This window comes from Nocardia sp. NPDC058658, from assembly GCF_042716665.1.
GTDB lineage: Bacteria > Actinomycetota > Actinomycetes > Mycobacteriales > Mycobacteriaceae > Nocardia.
This window is the reverse complement of record NZ_JBHXRR010000001.1, coordinates 996,884-1,016,935: the sequence shown is the minus strand read 5'-3', so window position 1 is coordinate 1,016,935 and position 20,052 is coordinate 996,884. Positions and strand designations below refer to the sequence as shown.

At 67.6% G+C, this 20,052-nt stretch carries 18 protein-coding genes and 1 pseudogene; 9 read left to right on the top strand and 10 right to left on the bottom strand.

The features are described from left to right. The first annotated feature begins 13 nt into the window (after nt 1–13). Nucleotides 14–841 carry an SDR family NAD(P)-dependent oxidoreductase gene (locus ACFWUP_RS04685; RefSeq protein ID WP_379230705.1) on the top strand — a complete coding sequence of 276 codons (828 nt, stop codon included), beginning with the start codon at nt 14–16 and terminating at the stop codon, nt 839–841. 100 nt (nt 842–941) lie between these two features. Here the strand turns inward: ACFWUP_RS04685 and ACFWUP_RS04680 are convergent, their stop codons facing one another. Both ACFWUP_RS04680 and ACFWUP_RS04675 read right to left on the bottom strand, forming a co-directional pair. Further along, complete coding sequence (locus ACFWUP_RS04680) at nt 942–1,742, bottom strand: putative protein N(5)-glutamine methyltransferase (protein WP_379230703.1); 801 nt, start codon at nt 1,740–1,742, stop codon at nt 942–944. Nucleotides 1,743–1,794: 52 nt separating this feature from the next. Then, nucleotides 1,795–2,667: an ElyC/SanA/YdcF family protein gene (locus ACFWUP_RS04675; RefSeq protein ID WP_379230701.1), complete on the bottom strand. Its 873-nt coding sequence runs from the start codon at nt 2,665–2,667 to the stop codon at nt 1,795–1,797. A 164-nt stretch (nt 2,668–2,831) separates the two neighbouring features. Here ACFWUP_RS04675 and ACFWUP_RS04670 point away from each other — a divergent pair, with 164 nt between their 5' ends. Further along, nucleotides 2,832–3,683, top strand: a complete 852-nt coding sequence (locus ACFWUP_RS04670) for a bifunctional 5,10-methylenetetrahydrofolate dehydrogenase/5,10-methenyltetrahydrofolate cyclohydrolase (protein WP_379230699.1) — start codon at nt 2,832–2,834, stop codon at nt 3,681–3,683. Nucleotides 3,684–3,935: 252 nt separating this feature from the next. Here ACFWUP_RS04670 and ACFWUP_RS04665 read toward each other — a convergent pair whose 3' ends face one another. The 3 genes and pseudogenes from ACFWUP_RS04665 to ACFWUP_RS04655 form a co-directional block, all read right to left on the bottom strand. After that, nucleotides 3,936–5,129 carry a hypothetical protein gene (locus ACFWUP_RS04665; protein WP_379230697.1) on the bottom strand — a complete coding sequence of 398 codons (1,194 nt, stop codon included), beginning with the start codon at nt 5,127–5,129 and terminating at the stop codon, nt 3,936–3,938. A gap of 112 nt (nt 5,130–5,241) precedes the next feature. After that, nucleotides 5,242–5,625, bottom strand: a pseudogene (locus ACFWUP_RS04660) (L,D-transpeptidase); the annotation flags it as partial. 281 nt (nt 5,626–5,906) lie between these two features. Further along, nucleotides 5,907–6,566, bottom strand: a complete 660-nt coding sequence (locus ACFWUP_RS04655; RefSeq protein WP_379230696.1) for a cyclodeaminase/cyclohydrolase family protein — start codon at nt 6,564–6,566, stop codon at nt 5,907–5,909. A 149-nt stretch (nt 6,567–6,715) separates the two neighbouring features. Between ACFWUP_RS04655 and ACFWUP_RS04650 the strand changes: the two genes are divergently transcribed. Next, complete coding sequence (locus ACFWUP_RS04650; RefSeq protein WP_379230694.1) at nt 6,716–7,753, top strand: LLM class F420-dependent oxidoreductase; 1,038 nt, start codon at nt 6,716–6,718, stop codon at nt 7,751–7,753. A 63-nt stretch (nt 7,754–7,816) separates the two neighbouring features. Here the strand turns inward: ACFWUP_RS04650 and ACFWUP_RS04645 are convergent, their stop codons facing one another. Both ACFWUP_RS04645 and ACFWUP_RS04640 read right to left on the bottom strand, forming a co-directional pair. After that, complete coding sequence (locus ACFWUP_RS04645) at nt 7,817–8,152, bottom strand: STAS domain-containing protein (protein ID WP_379230692.1); 336 nt, start codon at nt 8,150–8,152, stop codon at nt 7,817–7,819. A gap of 104 nt (nt 8,153–8,256) precedes the next feature. Continuing rightward, nucleotides 8,257–9,738, bottom strand: coding sequence for a SulP family inorganic anion transporter (locus ACFWUP_RS04640; protein ID WP_379230690.1), 1,482 nt, complete (start codon nt 9,736–9,738; stop codon nt 8,257–8,259). Between the two features lie 144 nt (nt 9,739–9,882). On the opposite strand from ACFWUP_RS04640, the gene ACFWUP_RS04635 reads away from it, so the two are divergent. The 5 genes from ACFWUP_RS04635 (at nt 9,883) to ACFWUP_RS04615 (ending at nt 13,871) form a co-directional block, all read left to right on the top strand. Beyond that, a complete protein-coding gene (locus ACFWUP_RS04635) occupies nt 9,883–10,362 on the top strand; it encodes a cation:proton antiporter regulatory subunit (protein WP_379230689.1) in 480 nt (159 codons plus the stop codon). A gap of 61 nt (nt 10,363–10,423) precedes the next feature. Beyond that, entirely contained in the window at nt 10,424–10,906 is a 483-nt protein-coding gene (locus ACFWUP_RS04630; RefSeq protein WP_379230687.1) for a cation:proton antiporter regulatory subunit, read from the top strand. 10 nt (nt 10,907–10,916) lie between these two features. After that, entirely contained in the window at nt 10,917–12,110 is a 1,194-nt protein-coding gene (locus ACFWUP_RS04625; RefSeq protein WP_379230966.1) for a cation:proton antiporter, read from the top strand. Between the two features lie 120 nt (nt 12,111–12,230). Beyond that, nucleotides 12,231–13,244, top strand: coding sequence for an Rpn family recombination-promoting nuclease/putative transposase (locus ACFWUP_RS04620; protein ID WP_379230685.1), 1,014 nt, complete (start codon nt 12,231–12,233; stop codon nt 13,242–13,244). A 141-nt stretch (nt 13,245–13,385) separates the two neighbouring features. Further along, on the top strand, nt 13,386–13,871 hold the full coding sequence (locus ACFWUP_RS04615; protein WP_379230683.1) for a GNAT family N-acetyltransferase: 486 nt from the start codon (nt 13,386–13,388) through the stop codon (nt 13,869–13,871). A gap of 29 nt (nt 13,872–13,900) precedes the next feature. Here ACFWUP_RS04615 and hutG read toward each other — a convergent pair whose 3' ends face one another. After that, nucleotides 13,901–14,821: a formimidoylglutamase gene (hutG, locus tag ACFWUP_RS04610; RefSeq protein ID WP_379230681.1), complete on the bottom strand. Its 921-nt coding sequence runs from the start codon at nt 14,819–14,821 to the stop codon at nt 13,901–13,903. Further along, nucleotides 14,818–16,002, bottom strand: coding sequence for an imidazolonepropionase (gene hutI, locus ACFWUP_RS04605; protein ID WP_379230679.1), 1,185 nt, complete (start codon nt 16,000–16,002; stop codon nt 14,818–14,820). The genes hutG and hutI overlap by 4 nt, the downstream gene beginning before the upstream one ends. A gap of 187 nt (nt 16,003–16,189) precedes the next feature. Here hutI and hutH point away from each other — a divergent pair, with 187 nt between their 5' ends. Then, a complete protein-coding gene (hutH, locus tag ACFWUP_RS04600; protein ID WP_379230677.1) occupies nt 16,190–17,752 on the top strand; it encodes a histidine ammonia-lyase in 1,563 nt (520 codons plus the stop codon). Between the two features lie 82 nt (nt 17,753–17,834). Here the strand turns inward: hutH and helR are convergent, their stop codons facing one another. Next, nucleotides 17,835–20,027 (bottom strand): RNA polymerase recycling motor ATPase HelR, encoded by a 2,193-nt coding sequence (gene helR, locus ACFWUP_RS04595; RefSeq protein WP_379230676.1) that lies wholly within the window; start codon nt 20,025–20,027, stop codon nt 17,835–17,837. Nucleotides 20,028–20,052: the final 25 nt, after the last annotated feature.

The window sequence follows — 20,052 nt, the reverse complement described above, 5'->3', positions numbered from 1 at the left end:
GTAGGTAGCGCACATGAAGTTGGAAACGGTCGCGGGCAAACGGGTGCTGGTCACCGGCGCTGCCATGGGTCTGGGCAAGCTGTTCGCGGAGAAGGCTGTCGCCGAGGGCGCCGACGCGGTGGTGCTGTGGGATATCAACGAGCTCGCCCTGCGTGAGACGGCGGCGCAGCTGACCGCCGCGGGCGGCAAGGTGCACCACTACGTGGTGGACGTGTCGTCGCAGGACTCGATCCGCGAGGCGGGCGAGGCGGTCCGCAAGGAGGTCGGCGGAATCGACATCCTGGTCAACAACGCCGGCATCGTGCGCGGCAACACCTACTTCTGGGAAACCGAGAACCGCGCCGACATCGACAAGACGATGGCGATCAACTCGCTTGCCCCGATGTACGTCACCCTGGAATTCCTGCCGGGCATGGTCGCCGGTGCGAGCCAGGCGCGCGTGCTCAATATCGCGTCGTCGGCCGGTCTGGTCGCCAATCCGCGCATGGCCGTGTACGCGGGGTCGAAGTGGGCGGCGCTCGGTTGGTCGGACTCGGTGCGCCTCGAGCTCGAGCAGGCGGGCCACGAGCACGTGAAGGTCACCACGGTCTGTCCGACCTACATCAACACCGGCATGTTCGACGGCGCGAAGGGCATCTTCCTCACCCCGATGCTCGAACAGCACGATGTGGTCGACACATCGTGGTCGGAGATGAAGGCGGGCGGCGCGCTGGTGGTGATGCCGTGGACCTCACGGATGAACCGGGCGCTGACCGGTCTGCTGCCGATCAAGATCCGCGACCTGTACCTGAACGCGGTGGGCGTGTACCACTCGATGGATCAGTTCACCGGACGTAAGTAACCCAGGGGAGGTGCCCCCGTCGAGCGATTGTTCGACGGGGGCATCGTCGTATCGAACGGCAGTATGTGTACGTCTGCATCGACTGCCATTTTCGAGGTCATCAGCGTGGACCCCGGGCGCCGATGACCACGGTGGCGTAATGCTCCTCGGACTCCGCGACCCGCGGAACGAGACCGTGCGCGGCCAGCACCGAACACGCGGTATCGACCTGCCCAGCAGCGGTTTCCACCAGCACCGTGCCGCTCGGTGCGAGCCAGGCGCCCGCGCCTTCGGCTACCCGCCGCAACACATCGAGCCCGTCCGACCCACCGTCGAGCGCGACCAGCGGCTCGTGCTCGCGCGCCTCCGACGGCAGATCGGCGACCTGGGCGCTCGGCACATACGGTGTGTTCGCGAGCAGGATGTCGATGCGCCCGCGTAGGTCGGCCGGTAACGCGTCGAACAGGTCACCGCCGAATACCGGGGCGCTGATCGGTGCGAGGTTCTCCCGCGCGCAGGCGACGGCGACGGGGTCGATATCGGCGGCGACCAGCTCGACATCGCACCCACGCGCGGTGAGCTCGGTCGCGGCGCTGAGCCCGAGTGCCCCACAGCCACAACACAGGTCGACGACACAGACCCGCGAAGTCCCCGGCGCGACACCCTCGACTGCCTGTTCCACCAGAAACGCGGTGCGCTGCCGCGGCACGAAAACCCCCGGCCGCACGCCGACCCGCAGCCCACGGAATTCCACCCAGCCGAGCAGATATTCCAGGGGTGTCCCCGAGACCCGCTGCCCGACCAACGCATCCAGCCGCCGCGCGTCACCGGCCGCCGCCTCGATCAGCAGCGTGGCCTCGTCCTCGGCGAACACGCATCCTGCGCGTCGCAACGTGACAACCACTTCGGGAAAACAACTCACCCGGCGATTGTTCCCGACCGGGCAACCGAATTATCGCCGCAGGTGCGACAACTCAGCGTGCGGTGTCCAGTTCGAAGGTGCGGGTGGCGTCGAGATAGATCCCGCGTTGCGCACTGCGCGCGGGCGGGGGCAACTGCGAAACCAGCTGTTCGAGCGAGGTCATCGCACCGACCACCGCGGTACCCGCCACGATGAAGTCGGCGACCGCGCGCCGAATGTGGTTCGGGGAGGTCACCACCACCGCGCTGGTGGCACCGAGATCGCGCAGCATCCGCGTACTGAACAGCGCGTTCTGCACGGTCGATCCGGCCCGGTCCTCCACGTGGATCCGATCGCCCGGCAGGCCGCGCGCGACCAGCCAGCGTCGCATCGCCTCGGCCTCGGAGATGCCGTTCTGCGGATTGCCGCCGGTCACGATCACGGGGGAGAACGGTGCGGCGATCGCCTGCAGCCACGCGGCGGTGAGCCGGTTCTCCAGTTCCGGGCGCAGCGCGCCGTCGGGGAGCAGGCCGTAGCCGAGGACCACGATGCCGGTCTGCGGACCGACCAGCGCGGGCAGCGGATTCGGCAGGGTGGCGGCGGCCGCGGTCACCGCGTGCAACACGTGATTGGTACCCGCCGCCTTGGCCGGGTCGATACCGCCGAGCCGGGTCAGCGCGTCACCGACCGCGGCCGGGTCGCCTGCGTAGTGCGACCAGATCGCCTGCAGTGCGAGCGCGTCGGCGTCGTGGGGATCGGCGGCGATGAGGGCACGAAGGTCGGCGCGTCCGGCGGCGTCGTCACCGTCGGTGAAATGGCGCTGCGCGGAGTTGTAGAGCGCCGTCACATCGGCTTGCGCGGCGGCAGGGCCGACGGTGGTTCCGGTCAGCGCGGCGGTCGCTATGACAGCGGCGGCCAGTTGTTTCCAGTGCCTCGAGATCTTCACGGCAGTCGCAACCCTTCCCGCGAACGGTTCGGTACGTGCTGAGGAGAGCAGAGCTGCCGACACCCTACGACCGCCCGTCCGGCCGTCGGTGGACCTCGACCAGCTTGCGCGCGTCGCGGCCCGGCGACAGCCGCTCGCCCCGGCGGCGGATAAGGTGACTCACCGTGGATACCGCTTCGCTGACCGGCAAGGAACTCGCCGCCGCCATCAACGCCGACTCGAAACAGCGCGCGGCCGCGCTCACCGCCGCGGGCACCGCGCCGACGCTGGCGCTGATCGTCGCCAACGACGACCCGGCCAGCGCCTGGTACGTGAACTCGCTGCGCAAGGCCGCCGAACGTCTCGGCATCGCCTGCGAGCGCATCGATCTCGGTGCCGACGCGAGCGCCGAGACGATCCGCGCCGAACTGAGCGCGCGCAGCGCCGACCCGGCCACCGACGCGATCATGCTGCAGACCCCGCTGCCCACGGGCGTGAACCTCGACGACGTGAGTTCGGCGATCGCCGCGACCAAGGACGTCGACGGCGTCAGCCCGCTGTCGCTGGGCCTGCTCGCCTCCGGCCTCGACGGTTTCGTCCCCGCCACCTCCGAAGCGGTCGTCGAGTTGCTGAAGCATCACGGCATCGCGCTGCAGGGCCGTCTCGTCACCGTGGTCGGCCGCTCCAATATCGTCGGCAAGCCCCTCGCGCAGCTCCTGCTCGCCGAGAACGCGACCGTCACCGTCGCGCACTCGCGCACCGCGGATCTGGCCGCGGTCACCACCCCCGCTGATATCGTGGTCGCCGCGGCGGGCCGGATCGGCCTGGTCACCGGCAAGCACATCGGTGACGGCGCGGTCGTGATCGATGTGGGCACCAACGAGGCCGAAGACGGCGGGATCGTCGGCGATGTCGACGCGACCTCGGTCATCGGCAAGGCCTCGGCCCTGAGCCCGGTCCCCGGCGGCGTCGGCCCGGTCACCACTGCGCTGCTCATGCGCCACGTGGTCGTCGCGGCCGAAAAAGCCCGCGCCTGAACATCTTTCGCGGTCTCACCGCGTGATCGCTCGGTGCGCTGCCGATGTGGCAGCGCACCGAACTCGGCCCGGCCACCGACAGGGCGCCCTGAATCATCGGGCGCCCCGGCGGTGCGGTGAGCGCACACTAGTCGGCAGATCGGTTCGAATTTCGACCGAAACGGCGAATAGTGTGCGTTCACCTCGCTCGGTTACCGCTCGACAAGGCATGTCGATGGCTGAGTCCGCCAGGCGCGTGAGCACCGTTCGGGTCTAGCGCGGTGCTGCCCCGAACGAGGTGATGAGCGTCTTGTTGCCGATCTCGGCGGTGCCTACCAACTGCGGTGTGTAGGTGCTCGGGGCCGAATCCGGCCGGAACGCGGTGATCTTCACCAGATACTGACCCTCGAAGGCGCCCGGCGTGATCTCCACGCAGTGCGTGGTCCCGACCGGCGTGGAGTCGATCCCGGCCTGGATGGCGGCCGCCGACGGTGCGGCGGCGTCGGAGGCCACGAGGGTCCGTGCCTGATCGCCGGACCGCGCAACGTAATACGCGTGCTGGAACGCCAGAATCGCCGCGATGCCGGATTCGGTGCCGCCTTCGCCGTTGCCCCGGATCATGGTGCCGAACTGTTCGGTGGGGCACGCGGCCGTCACCGGACTCACCGAGCTGGGTACGAGCGGAGTGCTCGCCGCCGTGGATGTCGGTGCGGGCCCACGCAATTGGACATAGGTGCCCCCGAGCAGGACAGCACCCGCCACCGACGCGACCAGCGGTGCCACCCAGCGGGGCACACGCCGCCGCTGGGACCGGTCGATCATTCGCGCGAAAACTTCGTCGTTGCGGTTGTAGTCGGGTGCGGGGCGCTCGCCGGCGTCGGCGGAAGTGGCGTCCGCATCGCGGAAATCGGGCGCGGAGCGAGGGGGAAAAGTATCCGCGTCGCGGTGGTGATCGGGCGCTCGGCGCGGCGGAAAGGTGTCCGCGCCGCGGTAGTGGTCCGTGGCGGGCCGAGGCGGGAAGGTGTCCGCGGCGTGGGGATTTCGCGGTGGGACTGCACGGGTCGCCGCAGAGCCGGAACCGGGCGTTGGATGGTCGAGCGTCGCCCAGGCCGGGGGAGGGGTGGTGATGATCGGCAGTTCGTCGGTGTCGGGACCGTTGTCCTCGATCGAGAACGCGATATCCGGAATGCTGTGCTGCGCACCGGGATCGAACTTCCCGCCGACCACCGGCAGCCGATCGGTGACCGTCGCGTCCGCCGCCGAGATCACCGGAATGCCGGCCGGTGTCGTCGGTCCGCCTTCTATGCGATGGCGGGCACCGTCTGCCTGCTCGTTGCGCCGGCGAGGCCGTGGAGCCCCGAGTTCGCGCGAGCGCCGGATCGGGGTGACAGCCGCGAGCGGAGCACCGGCCGATCCCGGGTCGTGCTGTGCTGCCCCGATCGGTCTGTGCGCTTCCGGTCGATCCATCGCCCCACCTTCATCAGGCTCGTCGCCGTCAGGGTATGTCCCGCAACGATTTCGTTACGGGCACGATACTGCCCTGACGGCGCGTTTGCCGAATGCCACGGGGGGAAAATGTTTACCAGTGGATATACACCTGATCGCCGATGCCGACGTTCTCGAAATACCAGGCGGCATCGTCGGGTGCGAGGTTGATGCAGCCGTGGCTCACGTTGGCGTTGCCCTGCGAGTCCACCGACCACGGCGCGGAGTGCACCATCACACCACCCCAGGTCAGGCGCACCGCGTATTCACCGTCGATGATGTAGCCCTCGGGATCTTCCAGGGGGATACCGATGGTGCGCGAGTCGAACACCACCGAGCGGTCCTTCTCCAGGACGCTGAACGTGCCGGTCGGCGTCTCGAAACCGGGTTTGCCCATCGAGGCGGGCATCACGCGTGTCTCACCGTTGAGGTGCACGGTGAACGTGTGGTTGGACAGGTCAGCTTCGGCATAGGTGCCGCCGCCGTACTGGGTGCGCTGCTCGCCGATCAGGTCCGCGGACGCGGCTCCCGACCAGGATGCGGCCAGTAACGCCGCCATGATCGCGACGAACAGGAAACGAAATGCGTTCCTCATAAACGCCACCCCTTCACTCACTCGTAGGCGGAATCCAAGTCTAGGCCGACATGATCAACTCGACCTATCGAAGTGGTAACGGCCAACGGGTCAGACGGTGTGTCGCCTTGCGTTCACGCAGGTGAGGACTCGGATCAATTGTTCCCGGTTCGAGACCCCGAGCCTCAGCCGCGCACCGCGTGCAGCACGTCGTCGTGCAGGGCGTCGGCGCGCGCGGCGATGGTCTCCACGCGCAGCAGGGCGGCGGCGAACGAGTCGCCCAACTCGGCGGGCAGCGAGCCGACATTGATCTCGATATTGAGCTGCGAGCTCATCGCGGCGGCGCGGGCGGCATCGGCGGCGGCGCCGATATCGGTGACCACGTTCGGGTTGCCGATCGGCAGCAGCTCGGCCGCCAGCGACAGGATCTCGTCGGCCTCGTCGACCACGGCGGCGGGCACGCGCGCGGCTTCGACCAGTGCCGCGTTGATCGCCGCGGTACGGGCGGCGATCTCGGCGTCGGTGTCCTTCGGCAGCTTGTAGGCCGCGCCGACGGCGGTGAACGCGGCCGCGTCGGCGTCGGCGAGTTCCAGCGACCTCGCCAGCGCGGCATCGGCGGCCGCGATGATCTGGTCGATCACCGGCCGGTTGTGCGCGTCCTTGGCGCGGGTCGTGTAGCGCGCCACCATCGCCACCAGCGCGGCGGCTTGGGCGGCATGCAGCGCGGCGACGGCCCCGCCGCCGGGTGCGGGCACCTTCGCGGCCAGTTCCGACAGGTAGTGCTCCAAGGTCACCGAACCGAAGGAGGGGGCGATCTGCTGCGGCGACACGGTGGGCTGCGACACGACGGGGTGGCCTTTCGATGCGGCGAGAATGCGTGGAATCTTCTTCTCAACGCTACCGCGTGCCCACCTGCACACCCCGCTCGACCAGCACCTGTGCCGACAGACCGACCGGTCGGGGTGCTCGTAGTGTCCGAGGCTATGTTGAGTGCATGCGGATCGGATTGAGCATCAACTACACGGACGGTTTCAAGGAGACGGCGGCCGAGGTCGCCGACCTGGAACGCGCCGGCCTCGACATCGTCTTCGTGCCGGAGGCGTACTCGTTCGACGCCGTGAGCGCGCTGGGCTACCTGGCCGCCCGCACCGAACGGGTGCAGCTGGCCTCGGGCATCCTGCAGCTCTACACCCGGACCCCCAGCCTCACCGCGATGACCGCGGCCGGCCTGGACTACGTCTCCGACGGCCGTTTCATCCTCGGTATCGGCGCCTCGGGCCCCCAGGTCATCGAGGGCTTCCACGGCGTGCCCTACGACGCCCCGATCGGTCGCACCCGCGAACTCCTCGAGATCTGCCGCAAGGTGTGGCGGCGCGAGAAGCTCAACTACCAGGGCAAGTACTACCAGATCCCGCTGCCCGCCGACCGCGGCACCGGCCTGGGCAAAGAGCTCAAGCTGATCAATCACCCTGTCCGCGAAGATATTCCGGTGCTGCTGGCCGCGCTCGGCCCGAAGAACGTCGAGCTGGCCGCCGAGGTCGCCGACGGCTGGCAGCCGATCTTCTTCCTGCCGGAGAAGGCGAACGACGTGTGGGGCGACGCGCTCGCCGCGGGCAAGGCCAAGCGTGATCCCGCGCTGGGCGAGCTCGACATCTTCGCCGGTCCCGCATTGGCGATCGGTGAGAACGTGACCGGGCTGCTCGAGTTCGTGAAGCCGCACCTGGCGCTCTACATCGGCGGCATGGGCGCCAAGGGCAAGAACTTCTATCACACCCTCGCCACCAAGTACGGCTACGGCGAGGCCGCCGACCGCATCCAGGAGCTGTACCTGGCCGGTGACAAGCAGGCCGCTGCCCAGGCTGTACCGGACGACCTGGTGCGCGATGTGTCGCTGATCGGGCCTGAGGGCTTCGTGAAGGAGCGCCTGGCCGCGATGGCCGAGGCGGGCGTCACCACGCTCAACGTCACGCCGATCGCCGAGAACGCCGCCGGTCGGATCAAGCTGATCGAGCAGTTGCGCACGCTCTGCTGACACCCACCGACGACAAACGCGCCGCCGCCCGGAGAATTCCGGACGGCGGCGCGTTGTTTGATGTCAGGACGTGAACGACGCCAAGGCGGCATCCAGGGTGGTGTGCATGGCGAACACCTGGTCCAGGCTCGTCATCTTCAGCTGACGGCTGGTGGCGGGACCGTCGGCCACGACCGCGATCGAGGTGGTCTCGCCTGCCCGCTGATGCGCGGCGACCAGCGTCGCCATGCCCGCCGACGCCAGGAACCCGACCGCGGTCAGGTCGATCACCAGCGTCGCCGGTTTGTCGGCCAGGATGGCCTCGATGGTGGCATCGAGCGCTGGCGCGGTCGCCAGGTCGACCTCGCCGGTCACCGTCAGCACCGTGACGCCGTCGTGTACCGCCGTCGTGGTGGTCATCGTGTCCGTGAGTGGATACGCGTCTCCGGAAGAGTTGGTCACCGTTCAACAACACACAACTTCGCCCGAATACGCAAGCCGCAGCCGATTCGCGCAGTAAGTTCTCAGCCCTCGAGACCCGACAGCCGATCGTGGCGTGCCTCGGAGGCGGCGTTGAGGCCGATTATTTCCACGTGCTTGCCCTTGCTCGCGTATTTGGTGGTGATGGCGTCGAGCGCGGCGACGGTGGAGGCGTCCCAGATGTGGCTCTCGGACAGGTCGATCACGATGTTGTCCGGATCGTCGACGTAGTCGAACTGGTAGACGAGATCATTGCTGGAGGCGAAGAACAGCTCGCCGCGCACCTTGTAGACGCGGGTGTCGTCGTCGGTGCGCACCGGCAGCACCTCGGTGAAATGCGCGACGCGATGCGCGAACGCCACCATCGCCACCAGCACCCCGACGATCACGCCGTAGGCCAGATTGTGCGTGGTGACGGTGACGACCACCGTCACCAGCATCACGGTCGTCTCCGCGACGGGCATGCGCCGCAACGTCTTCGGGGCGATGGAGTGCCAGTCCAGGGTGCCCACCGACACCATGATCATCACCGCCACCAGCACGGCCATCGGGATCTGCGCCACGAGGCCACCGAGCCCCACGACCAGTCCGAGCAGGAACACTCCGGCCAGGAAGGTCGAGATCCGGGTGCGCGCGCCGGAGACCTTGACGTTGATCATGGTCTGGCCGATCATCGCGCACCCGCCCATCCCGCCGAAGAACCCGGTGACGAGATTGGCCACACCCTGACCCCAGCCCTCGCGGGTCTTGTCCGAATGCGAATCGGTGATGTCGTCGACCAGCTTGGCCGTCATCAGCGATTCCAGGAGTCCGACCAGTGCCATCGCCAGCGCGAACGGCGCGATGATCCGCAGGGTCTCGAGAGTCCACGGCACATTCGGGATGCCGAGCGTGGGCAGGCTGTCGGGCAGCGCGCCTTCGTCGCCGACGTTCGGCACATCGAGCGAGAACACCATCGTCACGGCCGTGAGCAGCACGATCGCGACGAGCGGCGCGGGCACGGCGGTGGTGAGTTTCGGCAGGAAGAACAGAATCGCCAGGCTCGCCACCAGCATCGGATACACCAGCCACGGCACCCCGATCAGATGCGGCAGCTGCGTCAGAAAGATCATGATGGCCAGCGCGTTGACGAATCCGACCATCACGCTGCGCGGAATGAACCGCATCAGCCGGGCCACCCCGACCACGCTCAACACCACCTGGAACGCCCCGGCCAGCAGCACCGTCGCGATCAGATAGTCGACACCGTGCTCGCGCACCACCGGCGCGATCACCAACGCCACCGCGCCCGTCGCCGCGGAGATCATCGCGGGCCTGCCGCCGGTGAACGCGATCGTCACCGCCATCGTGAACGAGGCGAACAGCCCGACCCGCGGATCCACCCCGGCGATGATCGAGAACGAGATCGCCTCCGGAATCAGCGCGAGCGCGACCACCAGTCCGCCGAGTATTTCGATCCGCAACCGCTTCGGGCTACGCAGGGCCGCGAGTACCGAGAGGTCGTCCCGAGGTGTCGACACGACCATCGCGTGAACTCCGTTCTGTTTCCACGCCGGGCCATCCCGGCAGTCGACAACCTTAACTTTGTGTGAGGTCGGCGTTTCGGCTGGTGTACCCGGGTGCGCAGGGTAGGGGGTGGTGTTATCCGGTTCTGGTCGTACTGTGAGGGCGTGAACATCGATGTGACGCCTTTACCGGGAATCGGCGTGTGCAAGGACTTTCCGCTGGCCGAGGCGCGCCGGCGGATCGGCGTGATCGAGCATCGCGACGGCTCCGTCGACCTGGTCGTCTCACGCGCGGGGGACTACGACTCGACGACCTCGATTCCCTTGTCCGACACCGAGATCGGTGTGCTGGCCGGATTACTCGGCGCACCCCAGGTGGTGCAGAAGACCCGCGAGACCCACAGTGCGGGTGAGCTGTCGACCAGGCAGTTCGCGATCGACCGTGGCAGCCCCTTCGACGGTCGCCAGTTGCGCGAGACCGAGATGCGCACCCGCACCAAGGCCTCGGTCGTCGCGGTGGTGCGTGCGGGCGAGGTGACCCCGTCACCGGGAACCGATTTCACCTTCATCCCGGGCGATCTGGTCGTTGTGGTGGGCACCGACGAGGGCCTCGACGCGGCGGGACGTCTCCTCGACGCAGGCTGATGAATCCATGCCGATAGTAAAGAGCAGGTAAGGTATCCCCTAGCTGAGGTTAGGTGATCCCATGAATGTAGAAGTGACATCCCTGCCGGGAATCGGTGTCCGCAAAGAATTTTCGCTGTCGAAGGTGGACCGTCGCATCGGCATCGTCGACCACCGCGACGGTGGTACCGACCTGATCTTCACCAAGATCGGCGATCCGGATTCGACCGTTCAGATCCCACTGTCCGCCGTCGAGGCCCGCACCCTTGCCAGCCTGCTCGGCGCACCGCAGTTGGTCGCGCAACTGCGTGAAGAACATCGCGAACTCGACGGCGTGAGTACGCGGTCGCTGCCGGTTCCGCCCAATTCGCCCTATGTGTCACGGCAATTGGGCGATACCGAGATGCGGACCAAGACCCGCGCCTCGATCGTGGCGGTCCTGCGCGCGGGCCAGGTCCTCGCCTCGCCGGGACCGGAGTTCGTGTTCGCCAGTGGCGATATGGTCGTCGTGGTCGGCACGAACGCCGGCCTCGATGCCGCCGCTTCGATCATGACCGACGGCTGAGCCCGTGCAGATCAGTGGAACCGCGCTGGCTTTGATCCAGCTGGGGGCAGTGTTCTTCGGGTTGGGGGTGCTCGGGCGGATCGCGGCCCGGATCGGTCTGTCGCCGATCCCGCTCTATCTGCTCGGCGGTCTGGTGTTCGGCACCGGCGGCCTGGTCGAGCTGCACGAGGTGGAGGACTTCATCCACATCGCCAGCGAGATCGGCGTCGTGCTGCTGCTGTTGCTGCTCGGGTTGGAGTACACCGCCGGTGAATTGGTCACCGGTATGCGCAAATCGTGGCCCGCGGGCCTGCTCGACCTGGTGCTCAACGCCACGCCCGGGGTGATCGTGGCGCTGATGCTCGGCCTCGGCCCGACGGGCGCGATCGCGATGGCAGGCGTCACCTACATCTCCTCCTCGGGCATCGTCGCCAAGGTACTCAACGACCTGGGTCGACTGGGCAACCGGGAGACCCCGACGATTCTGTCGATCCTGGTGTTCGAGGATCTGGCGATGGCGGTGTATCTGCCGGTGCTCACCGCGGTACTGGCCGGTGTCGGGTTCGTGGCGGGCATGACCACCGTGGGTATCGCGCTGGTCGCGGTGACGGTGGTGCTCATCGTCGCACTGCGCTACGGCAAGTACGTTTCGGCGATCGTGGCGAGCGAGGATCGCGAGATCTTCCTGCTCAAGCTGCTCGGTTCGGCGCTGCTGGTGGCGGGTATCGCCTCGGCGGTGCAGGTGTCGGCGGCGGTCGGCGCGTTCCTGCTCGGCATCGCGATCTCCGATTCCACCGCCCACGATGCCACCAAGATCCTCGAACCGCTGCGTGATCTGTTCGCGGCGATGTTCTTCGTGCTGTTCGGTCTGAGCACCGATCCCTCGACGATCCCCCCGGTGCTCGGCTGGGCGGTACTGCTGGCGGTCGTCACCACGGCTACCAAGATCGCCACCGGTTGGTGGGCGGCCAAACGCGCCGGTGCCTCGCAACTCGGGCGCGCTCGTGCCGGTACCGCCCTGGTCGCGCGCGGCGAGTTCTCGATCGTCATCGCCGGCCTCGCGGTTGCCGCGGGCGCGGTCCCCGACGGCTTCGCCGCACTGGCCACCACCTACGTGCTGCTGATGGCCATCATCGGCCCGATCGGCGCCCGCATCGTGGAACCGGTCATGCGCGTGATGATCAATCGCAAACAGCGTGTGAAGGTCGACCCGCTCGCGGAATGACCCCCGTTTCGTCCGAGGCCCCCGCTGCGTGCGGGGGCCTTCGGCGTTCCGGTCGAACAGCATTGCCGCACAATATGATCCAATTCGCGCAGCAGGGGGCCCAAACGGTAGCTTCTCGCTATGACCAAAAAGCCGTCGAACCCCCACGATGCCTACGCTCGGCAGATCCTGAGTCGTGCGGCCGACGCGGCCAGTGAGATCCGGGCCAACATCGATGCCGACCTCGCCGCTCGCATCGACTTCGACGGGATGGTGTTGGTGCCGGGCAGCTTCATCACCGAGGACCTCCGGTCTCAGTACAGCGATGTTCTGTACCGGACCACGATCGATGATCGAGGCGCCTACCTCTACATTCTGATCGAGCACCAATCGTGCAATGACCAACTGATGGCATTTCGGATGCTCAGTTACGTGGTCAACATTTGGCGTCGGCATCTGGATGAGCATCCAGTTCCGCAGGTGTTGCCGGTCGTTGTCCCGATGGTGGTGCACAGCACCCACACCGGTTTGCGTTGGACTGCTCCCACCCAGCTCGGTGACCTGATCGACCTCGACGGCTCCGCCCGTGACCTGCTGGATCGGTACCTGCCCAGGTTCGAGTTCCTTCTCGATGATGTTGCCCCACTGGATGTGGCGGCGTTGCGCGCGCGAGAGTTGACCCCGGCGGCGCGGTTGATGCTGATCATGCACAAGATCGGACCAGGCAATCCGCACCTCGGCTCGGATATCATGGAGGTGGTTGACGAGCTGCGGGCGCTGTTGGACGGTCCTTCGGGTACCCGGGAGTTCGACATTTTGGTGACGTATCTGTTCATCGTCTGCGATGTGAGCGTCACTGAATTGCAACCCTTGACCGACAGCCTCGGTCCTCGAGCGAAGGAAGTTGTGATGACCACAGCGGAACGACTGGAAGCGCGTGGCGAGGCGCGTGGCGAGGCACGTGGTGAAGCGCGTGGTGAAGCGCGTGGGCGCGCAGCGGGCCGTGCTGAGATCCTGCTCGAGCAGTTGACTGTCAAGTTCGGCCCCTTGCCGAACGCGGTGACGCAGCGAGTTCAGGCGGCCGGAGCCGAAGACCTCCACGTGTGGGCCAGACGGGTACTGACTGCTGATTCGCTGGCGGACGTCTTCGCGTAGCCTGCGCGGCTCCGCAGGCGGGGCCGAGCGGTAGGAGCCAGTCTTCGCGTCACAATGCTCAGCATCCCTATCGCCTGGATCTACATCTGCTCCGCTACTACGGAGCCCCACAACGGCGTTGGCAGACGTCACGCTGGTGAAATGAACACAATGAGAATCACTCCGCTGAACATCGACCTCGCGCAACAGGTGCTCCCGCTCATGCAGCTGGGCGGGCCGTTTCTCCAGGCCCGGACCGCTTCGGACTACTGGCTCTACGCGCACCTGTTTGCGTCAACGTGTCCGGTTGCCCATATCGGTGACGATCTCGCCGGGGCTGTAGTGGCCTTTCGCAGCCAGGAGGACCCGAACGACCTCTACATCCAGGATGTCATCACCCATCCTGACTTCCGTCGTCGAGGCGTTACGACGGCGCTGCTGAACCATGTGCGGACATGGGCGATCGAAGTCGGTTGTGGACGGTTGTACCTGACCTCAGAACCTGGGAACGTCAGGGCTCATGCCACCTGGATGTCGCTCGGATTCAAGAACATTCCGGGCGACCGAGTCGTTGACGACATTTGGGTCATTTCTGACTACAAGGGCCCCGGAAAGGACCGAGCTGTATACGAGTTGACCCTGCGGTAGCGGTCAACGGGGCGGGGGATGTGGTGGGCTCAGTTGAGGGGGACGTGCCTGGTGACAATTCGGTGGATCAGGCGGGCAGCGGTTCGGGCGGTGCGGCTATCGATGTCGAGGTGGGGGTTCAGTTCGGCGATGTCGACTATTGCGAGTTTGCCGCTGGTGGTGGCCTGGTCGCAGATGGCTTGGATGGTGGGCAGTGGGACGCCGTAGGCCGCTGGGGCGCTCACGCCAGGGGCTGTGGAGGCGGGGAGGACGTCGAGGTCGATGGTGAGGTACAGGAAGTCGATCCCGGCTAGGAAGTCGTTGATGAAGTCGGTGACCCGGGTTGGTTCGCAGTCGTCGTCGAGTAGGTAGCGCACGCCGAAGCTGTTCGCGGTGTCGAACAGGATTCGGGTGTTGCTGGGTTGGCTGATGCCGATTACCGCGTAGTGGACGTTGTCGTCGGATTCGAGGATCTGGCGGAAGGGGGTGCCGGAGCTGGGGACGGGGTCGGGGCGGAGGTCGAAATGGGCGTCGAGGTTGAGGATTCCGATGGTGCTGTTCGGGGTGCGGCGGGTGGAGCCGGCCAGGCCGAGGTAGGTGCCGTAGGCGATTTCGTGGCCGCCGCCGAGGACAACCGGGAAGGCGCCGTCGTCCAGTAGCGCGGACACGGTCTCACCCAGGCGACGCTGACCGTCTTCCAACCGTTCGTCAGTGACGGCGATCGTGCCCGCGTCGAAGGCCCGCAGGTCCGTGGCGAGTGCCATCGGGGACAGTGCGCGTCGCAGTGCGTCCGGTCCTTCGGCCGCGCCGAGGCGGCCCTTGTTTCGGCGTACACCTTCCTCGCAGGCGAAACCGACGAACACGCAGGCGCCGGGACCCTTTCCCGGCTCGTACGGGGTGACGGCCTGGTGCCAGCGCAGGTGCTCGGGCGTCGTCCCGTCGACACGGCCCGTCCAGGACTCGGAAGTCACTGCGCCACACCTCGATTCGTAGCGACGCCTGCCCGCCATACCTGGCTCACCAGAGGAACGCCGGGGCGATAGGCGAGATGCAGGTACGACGGCGCGTCCAGTGCGATGAGATCGGCGCGGAAGCCGGGGGAGAGGGAGCCGATGTCGCTGCGCCGCAACGCTTTCGCCCCGCCCGCGGTTGCCGCCCAGACTGCTTCCTCGGGCGTCATGCGCATCTCCCGTACGGCGAGGGCAATACAGAACGGCAAGCTCGTCGTGTAGCTGGTGCCGGGATTGCAGTCCGCGCCGAGTGCGACGGTGACCCCCGCGTCCAAGAGCGCTCTGGCGCCGGGATAGCTGTTGCGCGTGCAGAAGTCAGCGCCGGGCAGCAACGTAGCGACTGTGTCGCTGTCAGCAAGCGCGTCGATATCGGCACGGCTCACATGCGACACGTGATCCACCGACGCGGCACCGAGCTCGACGGCCAGTTGCACACCCGGTCCCTGGTGCAGCTGATTGCCGTGGACGCGCGGCACGAGTCCGTGCGCGATACCCGTGCTCAGCACAGCGTGCGCCTGATCGCGGTCGAACGCGCCCTGCTCGCAGAACACATCGATCCACCGGGCATACGGCGCGCAGCGCGGAATCATCTCCTCGCACACCATCGTCACGTAATCGTCTGCGCGCCCGGCATATTCGGGTGGCGGCACATGCGCGGCGAGCAAGGTCACCTCGTCGGTGAAACGTGCCGCGATCTGAACGCTGCGCAGTTCGTCCGCGACGGTTTGCCCGTAGCCGCTCTTGCATTCGACCGTGGTGCTGCCCGCGCGCAGTGACTCGTCCAGCAGTGCTCGCACATTCGCCGCGAGCTGCTCGTCGCTCGCCGCCCGCGTCGCCTCGATGGTGGTGCGGATGCCACCCGCCGCGTACGGCCGCCCCGCCATTCGGGCCGCGAACTCCTCGGCGCGATCACCCGCGAAAACCAGGTGTGAGTGCGACTCGACGAATCCGGGCAACACCGCCCGCCCGCCGAGATCGAAGCCGCTGTCGGCGGCAGGTGCGTCGGTACTGTCACCGATCCACACCACCTGCCCGTCGTCGATGACGAGCGCGGCGTCGCGGCGCAGTCCCAGCGGGCCGTCGCCCAGGGTCGGGTCGTTGGTGACGAGGGTGCCGATATTGCTCAGCACGGTGGTGGGCACGGGAGTCCTCCTGGTCAGCACTGTGCGACGAGCCTCATCCGGTATGTATAGTCCTGTATAGACAGGTAGGTCAAGCGTTAGGGTGCGGTTTGCGTACACCCCCGCTGAGCTGCAGGCGAGCATCATCACCTGATTGTCCGCCCGTGGCCTCACGGCCTTGTGATTCTTTTCGGAATGGAGCAGCGCAGTGAGCATCGAACCGGTCCAGGATCTCGCGCCAGTCGTCGTCGGCGTGGGTCCGGTCTCGCCTGCCGACGTCGTGCGGGTCGCCCGGGACGGTGCCGCGGTGGTTGTGTCGGAGGATGCGCTGGAGGCGATCGGCGCGAGTCGGACACGGATCGAGGCGCTGGCGGCCGACCCGAAACCGGTGTACGGCGTGTCGACCGGATTCGGTGCGCTCGCCACCCGCCACATTCCCCTGGAGCTGCGTAAGCAGTTGCAGCGCAGTCTGATTCGTTCACACGCGGCAGGTTCCGGTGCCGAGGTGGAGCGGGAGGTGGTGCGCGCGCTGATGCTGCTGCGCCTGTCGACCCTGGCCACCGGCCGCACGGGCGTGCGCCCCATCGTCGCGCAGACCTACGCCGCGCTGCTGACGGCGGGGATCACCCCGGTCGTCTACGAATACGGCAGCCTCGGTTGTTCCGGCGATCTCGCGCCGCTGTCGCACGTCGCGCTGGCCGTGATCGGTGAGGGAACGGTGCGAAACGCGCAGGGCGAGTTGATGTCTGCCGCCGAGGCCATGGCCGCCGCCGACATCGCCGCAGTCGAGCTCGAGGAGAAGGAAGGCCTCGCGCTGATCAACGGCACCGACGGCATGCTCGGCACGCTGGTGCTGGCCTGCCACGACCTGCGTGCGCTGCTTCGTCTGGCCGATGTGACCGCGTCGATGAGTGTGGAGGGGCTGCTCGGCACCGACAAGGTCTTCGCCGCCGACCTGCAGGCCCTGCGTCCGCAACCCGGCCAGGCGATCGCGGCCGCCAATATGGTTCGCGTACTGGCAGATTCGCCGATCGTGGCCAGCCATGCCACCGCCGACTGCACCGTGGTCCAGGATGCCTACTCGTTGCGCTGCGCACCCCAGGTCGCCGGCGCCGCCCGCGACACCCTCGACCACGCCGAGCGCATCGCAGGCTACGAATTGTCCAGTGCCGTCGACAATCCCGTCGTCACCCTGGACGGCCGCGTCGAATCCAACGGCAATTTCCACGGCGCCCCGGTCGCCTATGTGCTGGACTTCCTCGCCATCGTGATCGCCGATGTCGCCTCGATGAGCGAGCGCCGCACCGACCGCTTCCTCGACAAGGCCCGCAACCACGGCCTGCCCCCGTTCCTGGCCGACGACCCCGGCGTCGACAGCGGCCACATGATCGCCCAGTACACCCAGGCCGCCATCGTCTCCGATCTCAAACGCCTGGCCGCCCCGTCCTCCGTCGACTCGATCCCGTCCTCGGCCATGCAGGAGGACCACGTCTCGATGGGCTGGTCCGCCGCCCGCAAACTCCGCCGCGCGATCGACGGTCTCACCCGGGTCCTCGCCATCGAAGCTCTCACCGCCGCCCGCGGCTTGGACCTGCGCGCACCGCTGGCCCCGGCCCCCGCGACGGCGGCCGTGCTGGCAGCCCTGCGCACGAAGGTCCCCGGCCCCGGCCCCGACCGCTACCTCGCCCCGGAGATCGAGGCAGCCGTCCGCTTGGCAGCGTCGGGCGCCTTGCTCGCAGCCGCCGAATCGGTCACCGGCCCGCTCGGCTGACCCGGGCTCCTTCCGGGCGGTCCCATGGGCAGCAACGCGCTGCCGACCGCGGTGGTCGTGATCGGCAGCGTCCGTGAAATCGCTACGCCCGCAGCTGTTCTGCCGGTTCGGCCGCAGTGAGTTCGCGCAGCGATTCCGGCAACGGACCCTGGTGCAGGACGCCGAGACGCTGGGTCGCGCGAGTCAGCGCGACATACAGCTCAGCGGCGCCGCGAGGACCGTCGGCCAGGATCAGCTGCGGGTCGACGACCAGCACGGCATCGAATTCGAGTCCCTTCGTCTCCGAGGCGGGCACCGTGCCGGGCACACCCGGCGGACCGATCACAATGCTGGTCCCCTCCCGTCCCGCCTCGTCCCGGACGAATTCCTCGATAGCGGAAGGCAATTCATCTGCGGTGACCCGGCGTGACCACGGCGCCACACCGCACGACCGCACCGAGTCCGGCGGCCGCACATCGGGCGCGAACTCGGCGAGCACATCGGCGGCCACCGCCATGATCTCGGCGGGCGTGCGGTAGTTCACCGTCAACGAACGGTAGATCCAGCGCCCCGGAACGTAAGGCTCCATCATCGCTCCCCAGGAGGTCGCGCCCGCCGCGGACCGCCGCTGTGCGAGGTCGCCCACGATCGTGAACGACCGGCTCGGACAGCGGCGCATGAGGACCCGCCAGTCCATCTCCGACAGTTCCTGCGCCTCGTCGACCACCACGTGCCCGTAGGTCCAATCCCGGTCCGCCGCAGCGCGTTCGGCGAGTTCGCGGGTGTCTCGTTCGAGGAAGCGTTCGGCGAGGTCCTCGCCGTAGAGCATGTCCTGGGCGAACAGGTGGTCCTCGTCGTCCATCATGTCCTCGCGGCTGACCAGCGTGTCCAACACGCCGGCCGCGTACTCGGCCTCGGCTTTGCGTTCGCGTTCGGCGGAGTCGTCGGCGGCCTTGTCGCGGCCGAGCAGGTCGACCAGTTCATCGAGCAGCGGCACGTCCGACACCGTCCACGCCCCACCGTCGGCCCGCAGCAGCGCCTCGTCCGCGCCCGCCGCCCGCAACCGTTCGGGGGACGAATAAAGCTGGGACAGTACGGTTTCCGGCCGCAGGATCGGCCAGCACTGGTCGAGCGCGGCGATGAACTCGGCATTGTCGGCGAGCTCGCGGACCAGGTCGGCGCGCAGTTGTTCCCACGCCTCGGTGTCGTCGCGAGTGAGCCAGCCGTCGCCGATCCGGGCGATCGCGCGTTCGGTGAGCACGTAAGTGATGATCTCGGTGAAGACCGCGCGCGCCTCGTTGTGCGGGCGCCCGCTCTCGCGGGCCTCCTGCCTGGCCCATTCGGCGGTGGCGGCGTCGATGCGCATCGTCACGTCGGTGAGCTCGATGGTCAGCGGTGCCTCGGGCAGACGCTGCCGGTCCGCGATCGCCGCCGCGAGGATGTCCAGCATCCGCAGCGAACCCTTGAGCCGGGCAGCCTCGGGCTCGTCCTCGGCGGTGGCATGCAGTCCGGGCACGAGGTCGGCGGTGGTGGCGAACACGACGTTCGTCTCGCCGAGCGAGGGCAGCACATGGGCGATGTGGTTCAGGAAGGCCGGGTTGGGTCCGACCACGAGCACGCCCTGGCGTTCCATCCGTCGCCGCTGGGTGTAGAGCAGATACGCGACGCGGTGCAGCGCCACGACGGTCTTGCCGGTCCCGGGACCGCCCTCGATCACGGTCACGCCGGGGTGCTCGAGACGGATGATCTCGTCCTGTTCGGCCTGGATCGTCGCGACGATATCGCGCATCCCGTCCCCGCGCGGCGCGTCGACGGCGGCGAGCAACGCGGCGTCCGCACCACCCTCGCTCCCGTCCGGACGGCCGAGCACCTCGTCGGTGAAATCGACCACCTGACGTCCCCTGGTATGGAACTGACGACGCCTGCGCATCCCTTCCGGGTTGGCCGCGGTGGCGACGTAGAACGCGCGCGCCGCGGGGGCCCGCCAATCCAGGAGTAGCTGTTCGAGGTCGTTCGACTCGTCGAACAGCCCGATCCGGCCGATGTAGGAACGCTCACCCGACGCGGAGTCGAGGCGCCCGAAACACAGCCCGTTGTCGGCCACGTCGAGGCGCTGCACCTCTTTGCCCAGCGCCCGCACCTCGTTGTCGCGCTCCATGGCGGACTCACCCTTGGACCGCAGAGCCGCGTTGTATCGGCCCTTCACCCGGGCCCGCTCGGCGTCGAGCCGCGCGTAGAGCCCGGCGACATAGTCACGCTCGGACGTGCGTTCCTCTTCGTACCCGTGCGCAGACATAGGCCCCTAACTGTACTTTTCCGGT